The organism is Streptomyces sp. NBC_01317, assembly GCF_035961655.1.
Classification (GTDB): domain Bacteria; phylum Actinomycetota; class Actinomycetes; order Streptomycetales; family Streptomycetaceae; genus Streptomyces.
In genome coordinates, this window is record NZ_CP108393.1 from 7133400 (window position 1) to 7150569 (window position 17170).

Annotated in this window: 16 protein-coding genes; 6 read left to right on the forward strand and 10 right to left on the reverse strand. The window is 72.3% G+C overall.

The window, feature by feature from the left end:
* Positions 1-23 precede the first annotated feature (23 nt).
* The 6 genes from OG349_RS31160 to OG349_RS31185 all read right to left on the reverse strand — a co-directional run bounded on the left by OG349_RS31160 (position 24) and on the right by OG349_RS31185 (position 4697).
* Positions 24-905 carry a LysR family transcriptional regulator gene (locus tag OG349_RS31160; protein WP_327237758.1) on the reverse strand — a complete coding sequence of 294 codons (882 nt, stop codon included), beginning with the start codon at positions 903-905 and terminating at the stop codon, positions 24-26.
* Between the two features lie 114 nt (positions 906-1019).
* Positions 1020-1799, reverse strand: coding sequence for an SDR family NAD(P)-dependent oxidoreductase (locus OG349_RS31165; protein ID WP_327237759.1), 780 nt, complete (start codon positions 1797-1799; stop codon positions 1020-1022).
* Positions 1800-2014: 215 nt separating this feature from the next.
* Entirely contained in the window at positions 2015-2647 is a 633-nt protein-coding gene (locus tag OG349_RS31170; RefSeq protein ID WP_327238794.1) for a class F sortase, read from the reverse strand.
* Positions 2648-2708: 61 nt separating this feature from the next.
* Entirely contained in the window at positions 2709-3308 is a 600-nt protein-coding gene (locus OG349_RS31175; protein ID WP_327237760.1) for a hypothetical protein, read from the reverse strand.
* Positions 3309-3475: 167 nt separating this feature from the next.
* Positions 3476-4048: a cysteine hydrolase family protein gene (locus OG349_RS31180; RefSeq protein WP_327237761.1), complete on the reverse strand. Its 573-nt coding sequence runs from the start codon at positions 4046-4048 to the stop codon at positions 3476-3478.
* A gap of 52 nt (positions 4049-4100) precedes the next feature.
* Positions 4101-4697 (reverse strand): LysR substrate-binding domain-containing protein, encoded by a 597-nt coding sequence (locus OG349_RS31185; RefSeq protein ID WP_327237762.1) that lies wholly within the window; start codon positions 4695-4697, stop codon positions 4101-4103.
* 284 nt (positions 4698-4981) lie between these two features.
* On the opposite strand from OG349_RS31185, the gene OG349_RS31190 reads away from it, so the two are divergent.
* The 4 genes from OG349_RS31190 to OG349_RS31205 all read left to right on the forward strand — a co-directional run bounded on the left by OG349_RS31190 (position 4982) and on the right by OG349_RS31205 (position 10565).
* Positions 4982-7195, forward strand: coding sequence for an MMPL family transporter (locus OG349_RS31190; RefSeq protein WP_327237763.1), 2214 nt, complete (start codon positions 4982-4984; stop codon positions 7193-7195).
* A 45-nt stretch (positions 7196-7240) separates the two neighbouring features.
* Entirely contained in the window at positions 7241-8587 is a 1347-nt protein-coding gene (locus OG349_RS31195) for a sensor histidine kinase (RefSeq protein WP_327238795.1), read from the forward strand.
* Positions 8584-9255 carry a response regulator transcription factor gene (locus tag OG349_RS31200; protein WP_327237764.1) on the forward strand — a complete coding sequence of 224 codons (672 nt, stop codon included), beginning with the start codon at positions 8584-8586 and terminating at the stop codon, positions 9253-9255. Before OG349_RS31195 ends, OG349_RS31200 begins: the two co-directional genes overlap by 4 nt.
* Positions 9256-9383: 128 nt before the next feature.
* Positions 9384-10565 carry a PP2C family protein-serine/threonine phosphatase gene (locus OG349_RS31205; protein WP_327237765.1) on the forward strand — a complete coding sequence of 394 codons (1182 nt, stop codon included), beginning with the start codon at positions 9384-9386 and terminating at the stop codon, positions 10563-10565.
* Between the two features lie 105 nt (positions 10566-10670).
* Here OG349_RS31205 and OG349_RS31210 read toward each other — a convergent pair whose 3' ends face one another.
* Positions 10671-12026 (reverse strand): lysine N(6)-hydroxylase/L-ornithine N(5)-oxygenase family protein, encoded by a 1356-nt coding sequence (locus tag OG349_RS31210; RefSeq protein ID WP_327237766.1) that lies wholly within the window; start codon positions 12024-12026, stop codon positions 10671-10673.
* 76 nt (positions 12027-12102) lie between these two features.
* Here OG349_RS31210 and OG349_RS31215 point away from each other — a divergent pair, with 76 nt between their 5' ends.
* Complete coding sequence (locus OG349_RS31215) at positions 12103-13050, forward strand: methionyl-tRNA formyltransferase (protein WP_327237767.1); 948 nt, start codon at positions 12103-12105, stop codon at positions 13048-13050.
* Complete coding sequence (gene argB, locus OG349_RS31220) at positions 13047-13916, forward strand: acetylglutamate kinase (RefSeq protein ID WP_327237768.1); 870 nt, start codon at positions 13047-13049, stop codon at positions 13914-13916. Before OG349_RS31215 ends, argB begins: the two co-directional genes overlap by 4 nt.
* A 52-nt stretch (positions 13917-13968) precedes the next feature.
* On the opposite strand, the gene OG349_RS31225 is transcribed toward argB, so the two are convergent.
* From OG349_RS31225 to OG349_RS31235, 3 genes are read right to left on the reverse strand one after another with little or no spacing between them, the layout of a single operon-like run.
* Entirely contained in the window at positions 13969-14817 is an 849-nt protein-coding gene (locus tag OG349_RS31225) for an ABC transporter ATP-binding protein (protein ID WP_327238796.1), read from the reverse strand.
* Between the two features lie 43 nt (positions 14818-14860).
* Positions 14861-15970: a FecCD family ABC transporter permease gene (locus OG349_RS31230; RefSeq protein ID WP_327237769.1), complete on the reverse strand. Its 1110-nt coding sequence runs from the start codon at positions 15968-15970 to the stop codon at positions 14861-14863.
* Positions 15971-15972: 2 nt separating this feature from the next.
* Positions 15973-16998, reverse strand: a complete 1026-nt coding sequence (locus tag OG349_RS31235) for a FecCD family ABC transporter permease (RefSeq protein WP_327237770.1) — start codon at positions 16996-16998, stop codon at positions 15973-15975.
* Between the last annotated feature and the right edge of the window lie 172 nt (positions 16999-17170).

Sequence of the window (17170 nt, forward strand, 5' to 3'; positions counted from 1 at the left end):
AGAGGCGAGGAACGCCGGTACGGTCAGCGGGCGCTGAGGTCCAGCGCGGCGACCAGTGCGGCGAGCCCCCGCTCCGTGGCGTCCGCCCGCCAGACCGCCCAGGTGTGGCGGACGAGCGGATCGCCGGTCAGGGGATGCCACACCAGCCCGTCGGGCAGCGGGTGCACCCAGCGCGGCGACGCGAAGGCGAACGTCCGCGGGCCGTTCACCGCGGCGAACTTCACCTCCCGGGGCACCGGACGGCCCTCCTCGCTCGCGCTGTAGGTGTCGGTGACCCCGTGGCTGCGCAAGGTGGCGATCACCTGGTCGTGCCACGCCGGCGCGTCCACGCGGGCGAAGCTCACCCACGACATGCCCCTCAGCCGGTGCAGCCGTACGCTCCCCGCGTCCACCAGTTCTTCGGCGCGGGCGGCGGTGAGGACCACCCCCATCGCCTCCTCCACCGCGAGCACGCTGTCGAGGGACGGGTCCGTGGGGTGGTCACGTACCAGCGCCACTTCCAGCTCACCGGCCCGCAGGGCGGTGAGCTGGGCCGTGCTCCGGGCGTGCTGGAGGACGACCGAGGTGTTCGGGTACGTGGCGCCCACCTCGGCGATCGCCGTCGGCAGCAGGTCCGGGGGAAGTTCCAGCGGCACGCCGACGCGCACCCGTTCGGGCGGCACGGCCGGCCGGTCGATGGTGCTCATCAGCCGGTCGTGCCGCTCGACGAGGCCACGGATCTCCCCGAGGAGGGCCGCGCCGAGTTCGGTGGGGTGCGCGCCGCCGGGGCCCCGGACGAGCAGCTGACCGCCGACCTGGCGTTCGAGTGAGCGCATCGTCTGCGAGAGGGCCGACTGGCTGACGTGCATGACGCGGGCCGCCGCCGAGAGCCCGCCCTCGTCGACGACCGTCACGAACGCACGCATCTCCCGGATCTCCATCGCCCCCGAGAGCCCCTTTCCTGTCGCACGTGGTTCCGATGGCACGTGATCCCGACAGTAGCGCTCTCGGGGGCGATGAGCCCGGTCGTCGGGGACGACTCAGACCGCGGTGGCGCCGCCGTCCGCCGCGAGGGTGGCGCCGGTGACGAAGCTGGAGCGGGGTGAGGCCAGGAAGAGGATGACCTCGGCGATCTCGGTGGGCTTGGCGGTACGGCGCAGTGGCAGCGTCTTGCCCAGTTCGGCGATTCCGTCACCCCACTCGACCAGGACGCCTTCCGTGACGGTCGGGCCGGGGGCGACGCTGTTGACCCGGACGCCGGCGGAGCCGAACTCGGCGGCCCAGGTACGGGTCAACGAGTTCAGCGCGGCCTTGGTGGCGCTGTAGCCCGAGGCGCCCGGAACGCCCATCGACGCGGCCATGGTGGTCACGTTGACGATGCTGCCCGCGCCCTTGCCGAGCATGGCCGGGACCAGGCTCGCGGTGAGGAAGTAGGTGCCGCGGACGTTCGTGTCGAAAAGTTGCTCGAACGCGCTGACACTCTGGTCCAGGGTCGGGGCGACGGGCTGCGCGGAGGCGTTGTTGACGAGGATGTCGACCGGGCCGGCCTCCTGTGCCAGGGCGCGGACCGAGTTGAGGTCCGCGAGGTCGGCCGCGACGAAGCGCACGGTGCCGGGGCCTTCCGGCAGGTCGGCGAGCGCCTTGGCGCCGCGCTCGGGGCTGCGGCCGGAGATGACGACGTGGGCTCCCTCACGGATGAAGAGGCGGGCGGCCTCCAGGCCTATTCCCGCGGTGCCCCCGGTGATGAGGGCGACCTGGTCCGTCAGCTCGCCCGACGACTTCTCCTGGCGGGCGGCCGGCTCTTCGTTTCTGACAGTCATGAGGGGCATCTCCTGAAGCGGTACGGAACGCCGCGTGCGGTGTCGCGCGGCTGTATCCGGTACAAGGAGCGGGCCGCTCAGGGCCTTCCGGCCTGCCCATCGGCGTTCCTGCTGGCGGCCATAAGCGGAACGCGGTGACCAGCACACCGAGATGCGGAGGCCCGGCGGCGTGCGGGTGCCGCCGGGCCCGCGCGGCCGGATCGCGTACGCCCGGGTCACGCGCGTTTCACATCCGTCAGGTGCGCGAACACCACGATGTTGGCCGCGTAGCCGGTCTTCTTCTCGAAGCTCCCGCCGCACGTCAGCAGGCGCAGCTCCGGGCGCCCGGTCCTGCCGTACACCTCCCGGTCGGGGAATTTGTCCTTGCGGTACGTCTTCACGGCATCGACGCTGAACACCGCCGTCCGCCGGTCCGCCCGGGCGATGTTGACGAGGTCGCCGGGGCGCAGGGCGTTGAGGTTGAGGAAGATGGCCGGTCCGGTCCTGGTGTCCCGGTGGCCCACGATCAGGGCGGTCCCCGCCTCGCCCGGCGTGGGACCGCCCCGGTACCAGCCGACCTCCCGGGGCCGCTCCAGAGACGGAGTGCCCAGGTGGCCGAGCCGGTCGAGACCCACCTGGATGACCGGTGCCTCGATCGTGAGGGCGGGGACGGCGAGCCGTACCGCCGGCGAGGGCGGCAGGGGGCGGGGCGGGCGGCGCGGGACCGCCGCCGCCCGCCCCGGCCGCCGGCCGGCGCCCTTCGCGCTCTCCGCGGCGGGCGCGGCGAGCACGACGGTCCCGGTGAACGGTGGATCGGCGGGGGCGTCGCCGCACGCCCACACCACACCGGTCACCAGCGAGGCGGTCAGGCTCAGCGTGAGGGTGAGGCGGCAGGCGCGGCTCGGCCCTCTCCGGCGTCGATGTCCGGTGTTACGCGGCGCCATGGCCGCGGCGGCGGGCGCGGCGGACGAGGAGCAGGCCCGCGGCTCCGACCGCACCGGTGACGAGCCACGGGGTCAGCCCCGTGGACGAGTCGTCGCCGCCTTCGAGGCTCGCGACCCCGCCGCCGCCCGCGGCCACGGCCCCGACCGGCAAGGGGAGCTCACCGCTGCCCAGCGGGCACTCGACCTTGAAGAGCTTCTTCTTGGGCACCCCGCCGGGGAAGGTCCAGTTGAGCTGGTACGTGCCGTTGGGGAGCGAGTAGTCCGAGGTGTTCCCCTTCCCGGCCGCGAGCGTGATGGCGCCGGTCAGGGTGGGCAGGGCGGGGGTGGGCGGCTCGGCGGTGATGGTGAAGGTCACCAGCGGGACCGTCTCGAAGTTGAAGGCGCTCAGGTTGAACTTGCAGACCTTCAGGGCGTCCCCGGTGTTGCCGGCGGGGGTCCCGGCGCGGTGGATCCTCAGGTCCCCGCTGTCGCCGGGAGCGGCGACCGCGGCCGACGCCCCGGCCAGGGACGCGCCGGCGAGAGCGAACGCGCCGAGGACGGCGGCGGAACGGGAGCGGGCGGAGCGGAGGGAGGGCGACGTGGGCATGGGAGGCTCCTTCAAGCCGGGATGATTGTCGTACTGCATGCGATCATCTGACTAAATGTCACATATTCGACAAAACCCGGCGGAGAAACGCCGGGAAACCGGCAGAATGCCCTGTCTGGCGCAACGGACGGGTCCGCCCCCGCCGCCGCCCTTCCGCGCCGCCCTTTTTAGGGGAGGGGTGCGAAGGTGACGTCCGCCGCGTGCGGGGGGATCTCCACCCCGGCGCCCAGCGCCCATTCGGCGACGCGGGAGACCGTCGCGGCCGGGACGCGGTCGCCCAGGCCGGGCTTCGCCGGGATGTCCTGCGTCGCGTGGGCGTCGTGCGGCAGGACCACCCGGTATCCCAGCGCCAGGGCGGTACGGGCCGTCGCCAGGACGCACATCTCGGACATCACGCCGCAGACGGCGAGCGTCCGTACCCCTGCCTCGGTCAACAGGCCTCCCAGCGGCGTCCCGTCGAAGCCGTCGTCCTTGGTCTTGCGGATCACGACCTCCGTGGGGCCCGCCGTCACGGGGTGGTGGAGTTCCCAGCCGGGCGTGCCGGCTTCGTCGTCCGCGCCGGCCGCTCCGTCGTTCTGTACGTGGACGACCAGCGCGCCGCTCCCGCGGGCCCGCGCGATCAGGTCGGTCGTACGGTCCACCAGCCGGGCCGCGTCGGGCACCGCCCCGTCACCGGAGACGAAGGCGGACTGGACGTCCACCACGATCAGGGCCTCTGCGTGCGGCGCGGGAGTGTTCATCCGGCCATGATGACCTTCACCACCGGGGTGCCTCCAGCCAATTTCCCCCGCTTCACGCCGAGGTGGCCCGCACCGCCGGGAGGAACGAGCGGTGGCAGTGCGTCAGCAGCTCCCGGAGCGCGGCGCTCCCGTCCGTCCGGTGGACGAGGGCGAGCATCGCGCGCGTCCCGATGTCGTCGATGACGCGGGCCTCCAGCCCGTCGTCCCGTACGACCATGGACTCGGACAGCACGGCGACCCCGAGCCCGCGCGAGGCCAGATCGGCGACGGCGCTCGGCGCACCGGCCTGGAGCGCGATGTCCGGCCGGACGCCCCCGGCCGCGCAGGCCCGGTCCCACACCGCCCGGATGCCGGTGCCTTCGGGCAGGCAGACGAGCGCGTACGCGCTGACGTCGGCCAGGGTGACCCGCGCCCGCGCGGTCAGCGGATGGCCCGGGGGCACGGCCGCGATCAGCCGTTCGCTCACGATCGGCAGGGCCTCCAGGCCCGGGGGTGAGCTGTCGGCCGTACCGATCAGGGCGAGGTCCGCCGTACCCCCGCGCACCCGTTCCGTGAGGCGGTCCGAGGTGTCCTCGAACAGGCTGATCCCGACCCCGGGGTGGTCCCGGTGGAAGGAGGACAGGGCGTCGAACAGCGGGGGACGGTGCACGCGGTGACCATGCCCACCACCAGCCGGCCCCGGAGCAGCGCGTTCACCTCGGCGACCGCGTGCCGCGCGGCCTCGGCCGCCGCGAGCGCCGCACGGGCGTGGTCTGCTGCGTTCGCAGCAGGCGGGGCGCCTGCGGTGGCAGGACGACGTACGGACCGTACTGCGGAAGTGTGGGACAGGCGCGAGGAGGGCTCGGCGCGGAGCCTGCCCGGCGCCCCGCTGCGTCCGCGCAGCTCCTTCCCAGCTTTCCGCAGTTTCAGCCGCACGTTGTTCCTGGAGGACCGATGTCCGCCCTTGCCCGCTGGTGCTACCGGCACCGGCTACTGACCGCACTGATCTGGCTGGGGGTGCTGGTCGGACTGGGCGCGGTGTCGAACAGCGTGGGCAGCGCGTTCAGCACGACGCTGTCCGCGCCGAGCACCGAGTCCAGCAAGGCCCTGGACCTGCTGAAGAAGAACAGTCCGGCCGCCTCGGGCGACCGGGACACCGTCGTGTGGCACACCACCGACGGCAAGGTGACCGACAGCGCGGTGCGCCAGGACCTCACGGGGGTGCTGGACCAGATATCCAGGGCGCCCGGGGTGGCCTCGGTCACCAGCCCGTACGCCCGGGGCGGCGCGGGACAGATCAGCGAGGACGGGGCGACCGCGTACGCGGCGGTGACGCTGGACAAGGCCGCGAACGACGTGGACAAGGCGCAGGTCGAGCACGTCATCTCGCTCGTGAAGCAGGCCCGTACGGACACGGTCGACGTGCAGTACGGCGGGCAGGCCTTCAAGGCGGCCGAGAACGAACTCAAGCCCACCAGTGAGATCGTCGGGGTGATCGCGGCGCTGCTGATCATGCTGCTGATCTTCCGCTCGCTGTGGGCGGCGGCCCTGCCCATCCTCACCGCGGTCGCCGGGGTCGGCGCCGGCATCATGGGCACCGGCGTGCTCAGCCACACCCTCTCCATCCCGGACGTGGCGACCACCGTGGCCGCCCTGGTCGGGCTCGGTGTGGGCATCGACTACGCGCTGTTCATCGTCAACCGGCACCGCAAGGGGCTGATGGCCGGATCCTCCGTCGAGGACGCGGCGGCGCGGGCCCTGGACACCTCGGGGCGCGCGGTGATCTTCGCGGGCCTGACCGTGGTGGTCGCCCTGCTGGGCCAGTACGCCCTGGGCATCGGCTTCCTCAACGGCATGGCGGCCGCCTCCGCGCTCACCGTCGCCCTCACCGTCCTCGCCTCGATCACCCTCCTCCCGGCCCTCCTCGGGCTCATGGGGCACCGGGTGCTGAGCCGCAAGCAGCGGCGGACCCTGCGCGAACACGGCCCCGTCCACGACGAGCAGCGAGGAGTTTGGGGGCGCTGGGCCTCCGCCGTCCTGGCGAAGCCGCGCGGCAAGGCGGTGCTGGCCCTGCTCGTGATGGTCGTCGTCTCGCTGCCGGTGTTCTCCCTGCGGCTGGGCAGCGCGGACGCGGGCAACGACCCCTCGTCGAGCGCGAGCCGTCAGTCGTACGACCTGCTGGCCGACGGCTTCGGACCCGGCTTCAACGGACCGCTCCTGCTGGTGGCCCAGGCACCGCACGCCCAGGACAAGACGGCGCTGGAGTCCCTGGCCGCCGACCTCTCCGACGTGAAGGGCGTCGCGCGGGTGGTGGCCCCGCCGCTGGCGCCCGGCCAGGACGTGGGCACGATCCAGGTCGTCCCGACCACCTCGCCCCAGTCCGTGCAGACCACCGACCTGATCACACACCTGCGGGACACCGTGGTCCCGAGGGCGGAGCAGAACACCGACCTCCAGGTCTACGTGGGCGGCAGCACGGCGAGCGGCGTCGACTTCTCCGACGTCATCGTGTCCAAACTCCCGCTGTTCATCGTGATCATCGTCAGCCTCGGCTGCCTGCTGATGATGGTGGCGTTCCGCAGTGTGCTGGTCCCCCTGATCGGTGTGGTGATGAACCTGCTGACCATGGGCGTGGCCTTCGGCGCCGTGGTCGCGGCCTTCCAGTGGGGCTGGCTGTCCGAGGCGCTCGGCGCCGGGGCGGCGGGACCGGTGGAGGCGTTCGCGCCGGTCATGATGATCGCGATCCTGTTCGGTCTGTCCATGGACTATCAGGTGTTCCTGATCAGCCGTATGCACGAGGAATGGACGCTGAGCCGGGACAACGCGCGGGCGGTACGGATCGGGCAGGCCGAGACCGGACGGATCATCACGGCCGCCGCCGTCATCATGGCGTGTGTGTTCGCGGCCTTCATGTTCAGCGGCCAGCGGATCGTCGCGGAGTTCGGCCTGGGTCTCGCGCTCGCCGTTCTTCTGGACGTGCTGCTCGTGCGTATGGTGGTGGTGCCCGCGCTGATGCATCTGTTCGGCGCGCGCAACTGGTGGCTGCCGCGCTGGCTGGACAAGCTGCTGCCGCACCTCTCCATCGAGGGGACACCGGACGACGTGCCGGACACGGCGGCGGACCGGCAGGACCGGGACGACAGGCAGGATGTGCCGGTCGGGCGCTGAGCCCGCGGCGGGGTCCCGTACGGCGAAGGAGGACGAGTGATCCCCATGGTGTGGAGCCGGGTCAGATCGCGCCCGGCGCTGCACGACGCCGTGGTGGCCCTCGGGACCGTCGTCGTGCTCCTGTCGATCACCCTCAGCGTCGCGCTCAGGGCGTCGGACTCCGCCATCGCCGTCCCGGCGGGCCTGGTGGTGCTGACCTGTCTGCCGCTGCTCGCCGGGAGCCGCTGGCCGGTGCCCGTCGTGCTGGTGACCGCCGCCCTCGACGTGACCCGGCTGTTCCTGATCGAGCCGGACTTCCAGAAGACGTACCCCACCGCGACCGTGATCGCGCTGTACGTGATGGCCGCGCACACCGGCCGCCGTACCGCGTGGCGGGTCGCGGGGGCGGTCGTCCTCGCGCTGACCGCCGTCGCCCTGTTCGCCCGGCCCGGGGTGGACAACCTGCCGATGAACCTCGGTGTGCTCCCCTGGACCTGCCTGCCCGTCGCCATCAGCGACGGCGTCCGCAGCCGCCGGGAGGTCCTGGCGGCGGCGACGGAACGGGCCGAGCGCGCCGAGCGGACGCGTGAGGAGGTCGCGCTGCGCCGGGTGACGGAGGAGCGGGTACGGATCGCCCGCGAGCTGCACGACGTGGTGGCCCACCACATCACCCTGGTCAACGCCCAGGCCGGGGTCGCCCATCATCTGATGCGCACCGACCCGGAGCACGCGTACACGGCCCTCGAACGCATCCGGGACACCAGCCGGTCGGCTCTGGACGAACTGCGTGCCACGGTCGGCCTGTTGCGCCAGCCCGGCGAGGCGCCCTCGACGCAGCCCGCGCCGGGGCTGGCCGATCTGGACGACCTGCTGGAGCGGTTCCGCCACTCCGGGCTGCCGGTGGAGCTGGTGTGCGCGGGGGAGCCGGGGACGCTGTCGGCGACGGCCGACCTCACGGCGTACCGGATCATCCAGGAAGCCCTGACCAACACCCACAAGCACGCCGGGCGGGCCCGCGCCCGGGTGCGGCTCGACTACACGGCGGCCCAGGTGCGGATCACCGTCGAGGACGACGGACGGGACGCCGGTACGGGGAACGGCATCGGGTACGGCCTCATCGGGATGCACGAGCGGGCGCGGACGGCGGGCGGCACGGTGACGGCCGGCGCGCGGCCCGCGCCGGAGGCCGGGTTCCGCGTCACGGCCGAACTGCCGCTGAGCGTCGGGGCGGCCGCGCCCGCGACCGCCGCGTCCCCGGCCGTAAGGGTCCTCGGCGCCGCGGACAGCGCCCAGGTGCCCGACGTCACCGAGCCCGGTCCCACCGATCCCACCGGCAGGATCCCGAGCCCCGCCGATCCCACCGCCCCCTGCCTCATCACCGGCGTGCGCCTCCTCGGTGGCGGCCGGGCATGACGATCCGGGTGCTGCTCGCCGACGACCAGGCGCTGCTGCGGGGTACGTTCCGGCTGCTCATCGACTCCGAGCCGGACATGGAGGTCGTCGCCGAGGCGTCCGACGGCCGTGAGGCGGTCGCACTGGCCCTCAGCAGCCAGGCGGAGGTCGTGCTGATGGACATCCGCATGCCCGGCATGAGTGGCCTCGACGCGACCCGGCTGATCATGGCGGACGAGGATCTGGCGGGGGTCCGGGTGCTGATCCTGACCACCTTCGAGAACGACGAGTACGTGGCGGAGGCCCTGCGGGCCGGGGCCAGCGGCTTCCTGGGCAAGGGCATCAACCCCGAGGAACTCCTCGACGCGATCCGGGTGATCGCCACGGGTGACATGCTCCTCTCGCCCGCCGCCACGAAGAGCGTCATCTCCCGCTTCCTCGCGCAGACCGAGCGGCCCAACCCGGATGCGGCGGAGCGGCTGGCGGGGCTGACCCCGCGCGAACGGGAGGTGGTCACCTGGGTGGGACGGGGGCTGTCCAACCAGGACATCGCCGCCCAGCTGTACGTCAGCCCGGTCACCGTGAAGACCCACGTCAACCGGGCCATGGCCAAGCTCGGTGCCCGGGACCGCGCGCAGGTGGTGATCCTGGCGTACGAGTCCGGCATCGTCCAGCCGGGTTCGGCCTGACGGGACACGGCTCTGGATGTTCTGTGCGATATGCGTACAGTTGGACAGGTCAAAAACAGGACAAACAGCCCACCCGACACCCCTGTTCCGCGACCGGCCCGCTCCCGCTCCCCGCTTGAGGCACCCTTTTGAGAGAACGGACAACTCCCACCCCCACGCGTGCCCGCCCGGGCCCTCTGGCGCGCTGGTCCGGAGCCACGGCGGGGAAGGCCTTCCTGCTCCGTCTGCTGTGGCAGGCGCCCACGGTCCTGCCGCTGGCGGTGCTGTGCGCGGTGACGGTGGTCGGATTCCTGGTCCCCATGGACATCCACCTGGCGTCGCTGCTCGTCGCGGTGCCGGCGCTGACCGCCGGGCTGGTGGGTCCCCGGTGGACGGCCCTCATCACCGCCCTGGCGTGTGTGGCCGCCGCCTCGCTCGACATCCGTGACGGCCTCATGGACTCACCGATCCTGCCGATCCACCTGATCGACCTGCTGGTCGTCTGCGGTCTGGTCGTGCTGTTCTGGCGCCTGCGGGACCTGGACTTCAAGGCGCTGGTCCAGGTGAGATCCGTCTCGGACGCCGCCCAGCGCGCGGTGCTGCGCCCCCTGCCCCGCCGGATCGGACGCCTGCGGATCGCGTCCGTCTACCGCTCGGCCGCCGCGCAGGCACAGATCGGCGGTGACCTGTACGCCGCCGAGCGGACCCCGGGCGCGGTCCGCCTGATCATCGGGGACGTACGGGGCAACGGCCTGCCGGCGGTGGACGACGCCGCGGCCGTGCTGGGGGCCTTCCGGGAGGCCGCCCACCGCGACGCCACCCTGCCGGAGCTGGTGGCCTCGCTGGAGGGCAGCGTGGGCCGGCATCTGCGGGAGGTCGGCAAGACCGACCGGGACAGCGGCGAGCGGTTCATCACCGCCCTGGTCCTGGAGATCCCGGACGACGCCCCGGTGGTACGGATGATCAGCTGCGGCCATCCGCCGCCCCTGCGCTCCCACCGGGGGGTCACGACGCTCCTGCGCTCGCCGCACCCCGCGCCGCCGCTGGGCCTGGCGGGGGACATCGAGGACTACCAACTGGACAGCTTCCCGCTGGAGTCCGGGGACACGCTTCTCCTGCACACCGACGGCCTGCTGGAGGCCCGGGACAGCACCGGCGCGTTCTACCCGGCGCACGAGCGCTTCGACGCCCTGCTCTGGTGCGACCCCGACGAACTGCTCCAGCGCCTGGTCAAGGATCTGCTGGAGCACGTCGAAGGCCGGCTGGAGGACGACGTGGCGCTGGTCGCCCTGGAGCGGCTGCGGGAGCAGTCGGAGCTGCCGACCGCCTGAGCCGCAGGGGCCGTAGGGGCGCCGGGCCGCCTCCGGGCCCCGGCTCAGCCCCCTGCGCCGGAGCCACGTTCCGTACACCGCCGTCCGGCCCCCGCAGGACCGTCCTCAGACGGTGCCGCTCCTCACCGGGGCGGGCTCCCGGCTCCCGCGCTCCGCGAGCAGCGCCTCGTGGATCTCGCCGGCCCGTACCGCCGTGTTCGACAGCAGGGTCGAGGTGATCCCGTGGGTGTGCTCCGTGCCGCCCTGGAGATAGATCCCGGCGCTCACGTTCGCGGCCGTGACGACGCGGTGGTCACGCCCCACGAGGAGCGCGTCCTCGTCGTCGCGCAGGCACAGCTTGCCGACGCCGCCCAGGCGCTCGCCGAGATCCTGCGGCCGGTACCCCGTCCCGTGGACGAGGACGTCCGCGGTGAGCACCTCCCGCTCCCCGGTCGGCAGGTACTCCACGGTGATGTCCAGCTGGTCCCCGCGCGGTTCGACCTCACGGATGCGCGAGACGTTCAGCATCCGCAGCCGCTCCCGGCCCTGGACCTTCTCCTGGTACATGGTCCGGGAGAGGGCCTCGATCAGATCCATGTCCACCACCGAGTAGTTGGTGCCCCGGTGGTAGTCGAAGAGCGACCGCTTCACGCCGCGCGGCGCGTGGTAGTAGATGTCGACGGCCTCCGGGTCGAAGATCCGGTTGGCGAAGGGGCTGTCGTCGGCGGGGGTGTAGCCGTACTTGGAGAAGACGGAGCAGACCTCGGCCTCCGGGAAGCTGCGGTGCAGATAGTCGACCGCCTCCGCGGCGCTCTGCCCGGCGCCCAGCACCACGGCCCGGCGCACCTGCTTGCCGCTGCGCGCCAACTCCGCCACCCGGGGTATGAGTTGGCTGTTGTGCCACACCTGGTCCGACAGCACGGTCCCGGGCGGCAGATGCGGCTCCAGGCCCGTGGCGACCACCAGATTGCGCGCCCGGCGCACGATCCGCCCCTCCGGGTCCCCGGGGTCGCGGCTGGTCACGTCGAACCAGCGCACCTCGCCGTCCACCGTCACCGGGTCCACGGAGACGACCTCGGAGCCGTACTCCACCACGTCGTCCACGCGGGCGGCGGCCCACTCGAAGTAGTCGTGGAACTCGATACGGAGGGGGAACAGCGTCTTCTGGTTGAGGAAGTCCACCAGCCTGCCCTGCTCCCGCAGGTACGACAGGAAGCTGAAGTCGCTCGTCGGGTCCCGCATCGTGACCAGGTCCTTGAGGAACGAGACCTGCATCGTGGCGTCGTCGATGAGCATGCCCCGGTGCCAGCCGAAACGCGGTTGCTTCTCCAGAAAACCGGCCCGTATCCGTTCGTCGTCGGGGACTCGTGCGTTGTGCTCCTGGATCGCTATCGCGAGCGCCAGGTTCGACGGCCCGAATCCGATGCCCAGTACGTCATGGATGTCCTGGACCGAGCCCGGCTCACTGTGCAGTGGGTTCACCGCGTCATCGCCTCCCTAAGCAGGCACATGTTAGATAAGGTTAGCCTTACCTTGCAATGTCTGAGGAGGATTCACCATGCGGGTCGTCATGTTCGGCTACCAGACCTGGGGTCATCGCACGCTCCAAGCGCTGCTCGACTCCACTCACGACGTGGTCCTGGTGGTGACCCACCCCAAGAGCGACCACGTCTACGAGAAGATCTGGGACGACTCGGTGGCCGAACTCGCCGAGAAGCACGGCGTACCGGTGCTGCTGCGCAACCGCCCCGACGACGAGGAGCTGCTCAGGACGCTGCGCGAGGCGGCGCCGGACATCATCGTCGCCAACAACTGGCGTACGTGGCTGCCGCCGGAGATCTTCGACCTGCCGCCGCACGGCACGCTCAACGTCCATGACTCGCTGCTGCCTTCGTACGCGGGCTTCTCGCCGCTGATCTGGGCGCTGATCAACGGCGAGCGGGAGGTCGGCGTCACCGCGCACCGGATGGACGGCGAACTGGACGCCGGGGACGTCGTGTTCCAGCGTTCCGTCCCGGTCGGCCCCACCGACACGGCCACCGACCTCTTCCACCGTACGGTCGACCTCATCGGGCCGATCGTGCGGGCCTCCCTCGACCGGATCGAGTCGGGCACCGCGGAGTGGGTCCCGCAGGACCGGAGCCGGGCCAGCTTCTTCCACAAGCGCTCGGTCGAGGACAGCCGGATCGACTGGACCTGGCCCGCCGAGGACCTGGAGCGGCTGGTACGCGCCCAGTCGGACCCGTACCCCAACGCCTTCACCTACCACCGCGGCGAGCGGATACGGATCGTCTCGGCGGCGCTCTCGCAGGCCAACTACGGAGGCACCCCCGGCCGGATCTTCATCCGCGAGGGCGACGGGGTGGTCATCGTGGCGGGTACGGAGGCACGCTTCGGCCGGAGCAAGGGCCTGGTGATCAAGCGGGTCCGTACCGAGGACGGCGTCGAGCACGCGGCCACGGACTACTTCCGCACCATGGGCGGCTACCTGACCGCCCGTCCGTGAGCGGGGTCCTCGCGCCGGCCGATGCCGGTACGGACGCGCTGGAGCGGCTGCGCGGCCGGATCGTCGTCGTCAAGTTCGGCGGGAACGCGATGGTGGACGACGCGCTCAAGCGCGCGTTCGCCCACGACGTCGTCGCCCTGCGCCTGGCCGGGGTGAAACCCGTCGTCGTGCACGGCGGCGGCCCGCAGATCAGCGCCCAACTGGCCCGGCACGGGCTGGAGTCCCGCTTCGAGGCGGGGCTGCGCGTGACGACGCCGGAGGCGATGGACGTCGTACGGATGGTGCTCTCCGGGAAGGTCCAGCGCGAACTGGTCGGCCTGCTCAACGAGCACGGCCCGTACGCGGTCGGGCTCACCGGCGAGGACGCGCACACCCTGACGGCGGAGAAGCACTACGCGCGGGTGGCGGGCGAGCCGGTCGACCTCGGCATGGTGGGGAACATCACCAAGGTCGACACGGCGGCCGTACAAGTCCTGTTGGACCACGGCCACATCCCGGTCGTCTCGCCGGTCGCGCGCGGCGAGGGGGGCGAGGTCTACAACGTCAACGCCGACACGGCGGCGGGCGCGATCGCGGCGGCGCTGGAGGCGGAGACGCTGGTCGTCCTGACGGACGTGCCGGGCCTGTACGCGCACTGGCCGCACAGCGACCGCGTCGTGGAGCGCCTCACGGCGGGAGACCTGGACCCCCTGCTGCCCGGCCTGGACGGGGGAATGCTCCCGAAGATGGAGGCGTGCCGCACGGCGGTACGGGCGGGGGTCGCCACGGCCCGCGTCCTGGACGGCCGGGTGCACCACGCGCTGTGGGCGGGCCTGCTGGACCCAGGGGCTTCCGGCACGACGGTCCTGCCGGACGCGGGCGCCTAGAGAAAGCGGACCGATCGCTGGACGGGCCGTGACGGGCCCGTCCAGCGCGTTGTCACGGCAGCGCGGGCTCGTGGTGGCGGCTCATGGGGATGATCATCGGGGTGCCGCTGACGGGGTCCTCCGCGACCTGGCAGCGCAGGCCGAAGACCTCCTCCACCGTCTTCGCCGTGATGACCTCGGCCGGCGGCCCCTCGGCCACGATCGCGCCGGACTTCATGGCGATGACGTGATCCGCGTACCGGCAGGCCTGGTTGAGGTCGTGCAGCACCATCACGATCGTGCGGTTCTCGTGCCGGTTGAGATCCGTGATCAGGTCCAGGACGTCGATCTGGTGCGCCAGGTCGAGATACGTCGTCGGCTCGTCCAGCAGCAGCACCGGCGTGCCCTGGGCCACCGCCATGGCGATCCAGGCGCGTTGGCGCTGGCCGCCGGAGAGTTCGTCGACCGGACGGTCCGCCAGGTCCGTCATGGCGGTCGCGCGCAGCGCGTCGTGCACGGCCTTCTCGTCGCCCTGGGACCACTGCCGCCACCACGTCTGGTGCGGTGAACGGCCGCGCCCCACCAGGTCGATGACCGTCAGGCCCTCCGGCGCCACCGGGCCCTGGGGCAGGATGCCGAGCCGCTGGGCCAACTCCCGCGTCGGGATGGCGTGGAGGGAGCGGCCGTCGAGCCGGACCGTACCCTCGCGCGGCGACAGCAGCCGGGCCAGCGCCCGCAACAGGGTCGACTTGCCGCACGCGTTGGCCCCGACGATCGCCGTCACCCGGCCGGGCGGGATCGCCACGTCCAGGTGGTCGACCACGACCCGGTTGTCGTACGCGAGCCGTACCCCCTCGGCCCGCAGGTCGGGGCCGGGACCGGAGTCGGTGACAGGGGCGTCGGTGGGCGTCGGCGTCGGCATGGCCGCCGGGTCGGTGTCGGGCACGGACTTCGATGACATGGGTTCAGCCTCCTGAGCCGACACGATTGGCGCGGACGAGCAGCCAGAGCAGCACCGGCGCGCCGAGCACCCCGGTGACCACGCCGACGGGAAGTTCCGTATCGGGGATCAGCTCCCGCGCGGCCAGGTCCGCGGCCAGCACCATCAGCGCGCCGGTCAGACCGGCGGCCACCGGCGGGGGCCAGGCGGTACGGGCCAGCCGCTGGGCGACCTGCGGCGCGGCCAGCGCGACAAACGCGACCGGCCCCGCCGCCGCCGTACCGAACGCCACCAGCCCGACGCCGGTGAGCAGGGTGGCCAGCCGGACCGGCTGCACGGCGGTGCCGAGGCCCTTGGCCACGTCGTCGCCCAGTTGCAGGGTGCGCAGCCGGCGGCCGAGCAGGAGCGAGACCGGGACGAGCACGGCCATCGCGACGGCGAGCGGCCTGACCTCGTTCCAGCCGCGGCCGTTGAGGTTCCCCACGAGCCAGCCGAGCGAGGCCTGCGCCTGGAACTGCCCGCCGCGGGCCATCAGATAGTCCGTGACGCTGGTGCAGATCCAGGAGATGCCGATCCCGACGAGCACGATCCGGTATCCGGTGGTCCCGCGCTTCCACGCCAGGACGTACACGAGCAGGGCTGCGGCCAACGCGCCCGCCAGACCCAGCGATTGGGTGCTCAACCCCGCGTCCCAGCCGAGGACGAGACCCGCGACGACCGCCGCGCCCGCGCCCTGGGTGATGCCGATCATGTCGGGGCTGGCCAGCGGATTGAGCGTCATGGTCTGGAAGAGCGCGCCGGAGATCCCGAAGGCGATCCCGACGAGCAGCCCGGTGGTCGCGCGCGGCAGCCGGAGTTCCTGGACGATCAGCTGGGTGCCGGGATCGCCCGTGCCCAGCACGGCCCGCACCACGTCGGACAGGCCGAGGGGAATCTCCCCCACGGACATGCCCCAGCAGAACACCAGGAAGGTGGCGACGGCGAGGCCGGCGCAGACCGCCACCAGCCGGGGCCGTACCACCCCGGAGACGGGGGGAAAGGCCAGCCGGAACGGGACACGGCCGGCGGTACGGCGCGGAATCGGCGCGGGCGCGGTGACGGCGGCCGGGGTACGGGTGGGCAGCGGACCGGTCATGTTCACAGCTCCGCGAGTCGTCGGCGGCGGACCATCGCGATGAAGAACGGGCCGCCGATGAAGGCGACCAGGATGCCGGCCTGGATCTCCACCGGGCGCGCGATCAGACGTCCGGCGATGTCGGCGAGGAGCAGCAGACAGGGCGCGAGCACCGCCGACAGCGGCAGCAGCCACCGGTGGTCGGGGCCGATGCCGGCCGCCTGGGTGAGGATGCGCGCCACGTGCGGGACGACCAGTCCGACGAAGACCACCGGGCCGATGACGGCCACCGCCCCGCCCGTGAGCAGGGTCACGGCGATCACGCCCTGGATCCGTATCAGCCCCAGCCGCAGTCCCAGGGAGGCCGCCACGTCGTCGCCCAGGGCAAGGCTGTTGAGCGCGGGCGCGGAGGCGAGGGCGAGGACGGCGCCCACCGCGAGGAACGGCAGCACCCGGACGAGCGTGTCGCCGTTCTGGTTGGCGAGGGAGCCCGCCTCCCAGAAGCGGAAGCGGTTCAGCGCGTCCGCGTCGGTGAGGACGACGGCGCTGGTCAGCGAGGAGAGCAGCGAGGTGATCGCGACCCCGGCGAGGGCGAGTTTGACCGGTGTCGTACCGGATCGCCCGAGCCCGCCCAGCAGATACACCAGCACACTCGCGAACAGCGCCCCGGCGAAGGCGAACCAGATGTAGCCGTAGACCGACCCGAGGCCGAACACCCCGACGGAGACCGCGATGGCGAAGGCCGCGCCCGCGCTGACCCCGAGCACGCCCGGGTCGGCCAGCGGATTGCGGGTCAGGGCCTGCATCAGGCAGCCCGACAGCCCGAGGGCGGCTCCGGCCGCCAGACCGAGCGCGGTACGGGGTATCCGTACCGACCAGATGACGCTGTCGATCCGCGCGCTGGGCGCGTGGCCGAACAGGGTCTCCACGACCTGGCCGAGCGGAACGCTCAGCGCCCCGAACGCGATCGACAGCAGGCACAAAGTGAGAAGGGCGGCGCCGGGCAGTGCCACGAGCAGCACCGCACGAGGGGCTTTCGCCCGGGTCACCGAACTCTCTCCACGTCAACATCCTTAGGTTAGGCAGGCCTTAACTGTAGTGCAGGGGCCTTGGGGTGCCTCGGGGGCGGGTGGGTGCTTTTGATTAGGTAACCCTTACCTTAGTATGGCGTCCGACCCGGGCTCCACCGAACCGGGGACCGACCTGCCTGGGGAGGCGCGG

Coding starts and splice junctions, on each gene's coding strand:
- OG349_RS31160 (WP_327237758.1), bottom strand. CDS start 905: ATGCGTGCGTTCGTGACGGTCGTCGACGAGGGCGGGCTCTCGGCGGCG.
- OG349_RS31165 (WP_327237759.1), bottom strand. CDS start 1,799: ATGACTGTCAGAAACGAAGAGCCGGCCGCCCGCCAGGAGAAGTCGTCG.
- OG349_RS31175 (WP_327237760.1), bottom strand. CDS start 3,308: ATGCCCACGTCGCCCTCCCTCCGCTCCGCCCGCTCCCGTTCCGCCGCC.
- OG349_RS31180 (WP_327237761.1), bottom strand. CDS start 4,048: ATGAACACTCCCGCGCCGCACGCAGAGGCCCTGATCGTGGTGGACGTC.
- OG349_RS31190 (WP_327237763.1), top strand. CDS start 4,982: ATGTCCGCCCTTGCCCGCTGGTGCTACCGGCACCGGCTACTGACCGCA.
- OG349_RS31195 (WP_327238795.1), top strand. CDS start 7,241: ATGGTGTGGAGCCGGGTCAGATCGCGCCCGGCGCTGCACGACGCCGTG.
- OG349_RS31200 (WP_327237764.1), top strand. CDS start 8,584: ATGACGATCCGGGTGCTGCTCGCCGACGACCAGGCGCTGCTGCGGGGT.
- OG349_RS31215 (WP_327237767.1), top strand. CDS start 12,103: ATGCGGGTCGTCATGTTCGGCTACCAGACCTGGGGTCATCGCACGCTC.
- OG349_RS31225 (WP_327238796.1), bottom strand. CDS start 14,817: ATGCCGACGCCGACGCCCACCGACGCCCCTGTCACCGACTCCGGTCCC.
- OG349_RS31230 (WP_327237769.1), bottom strand. CDS start 15,970: ATGACCGGTCCGCTGCCCACCCGTACCCCGGCCGCCGTCACCGCGCCC.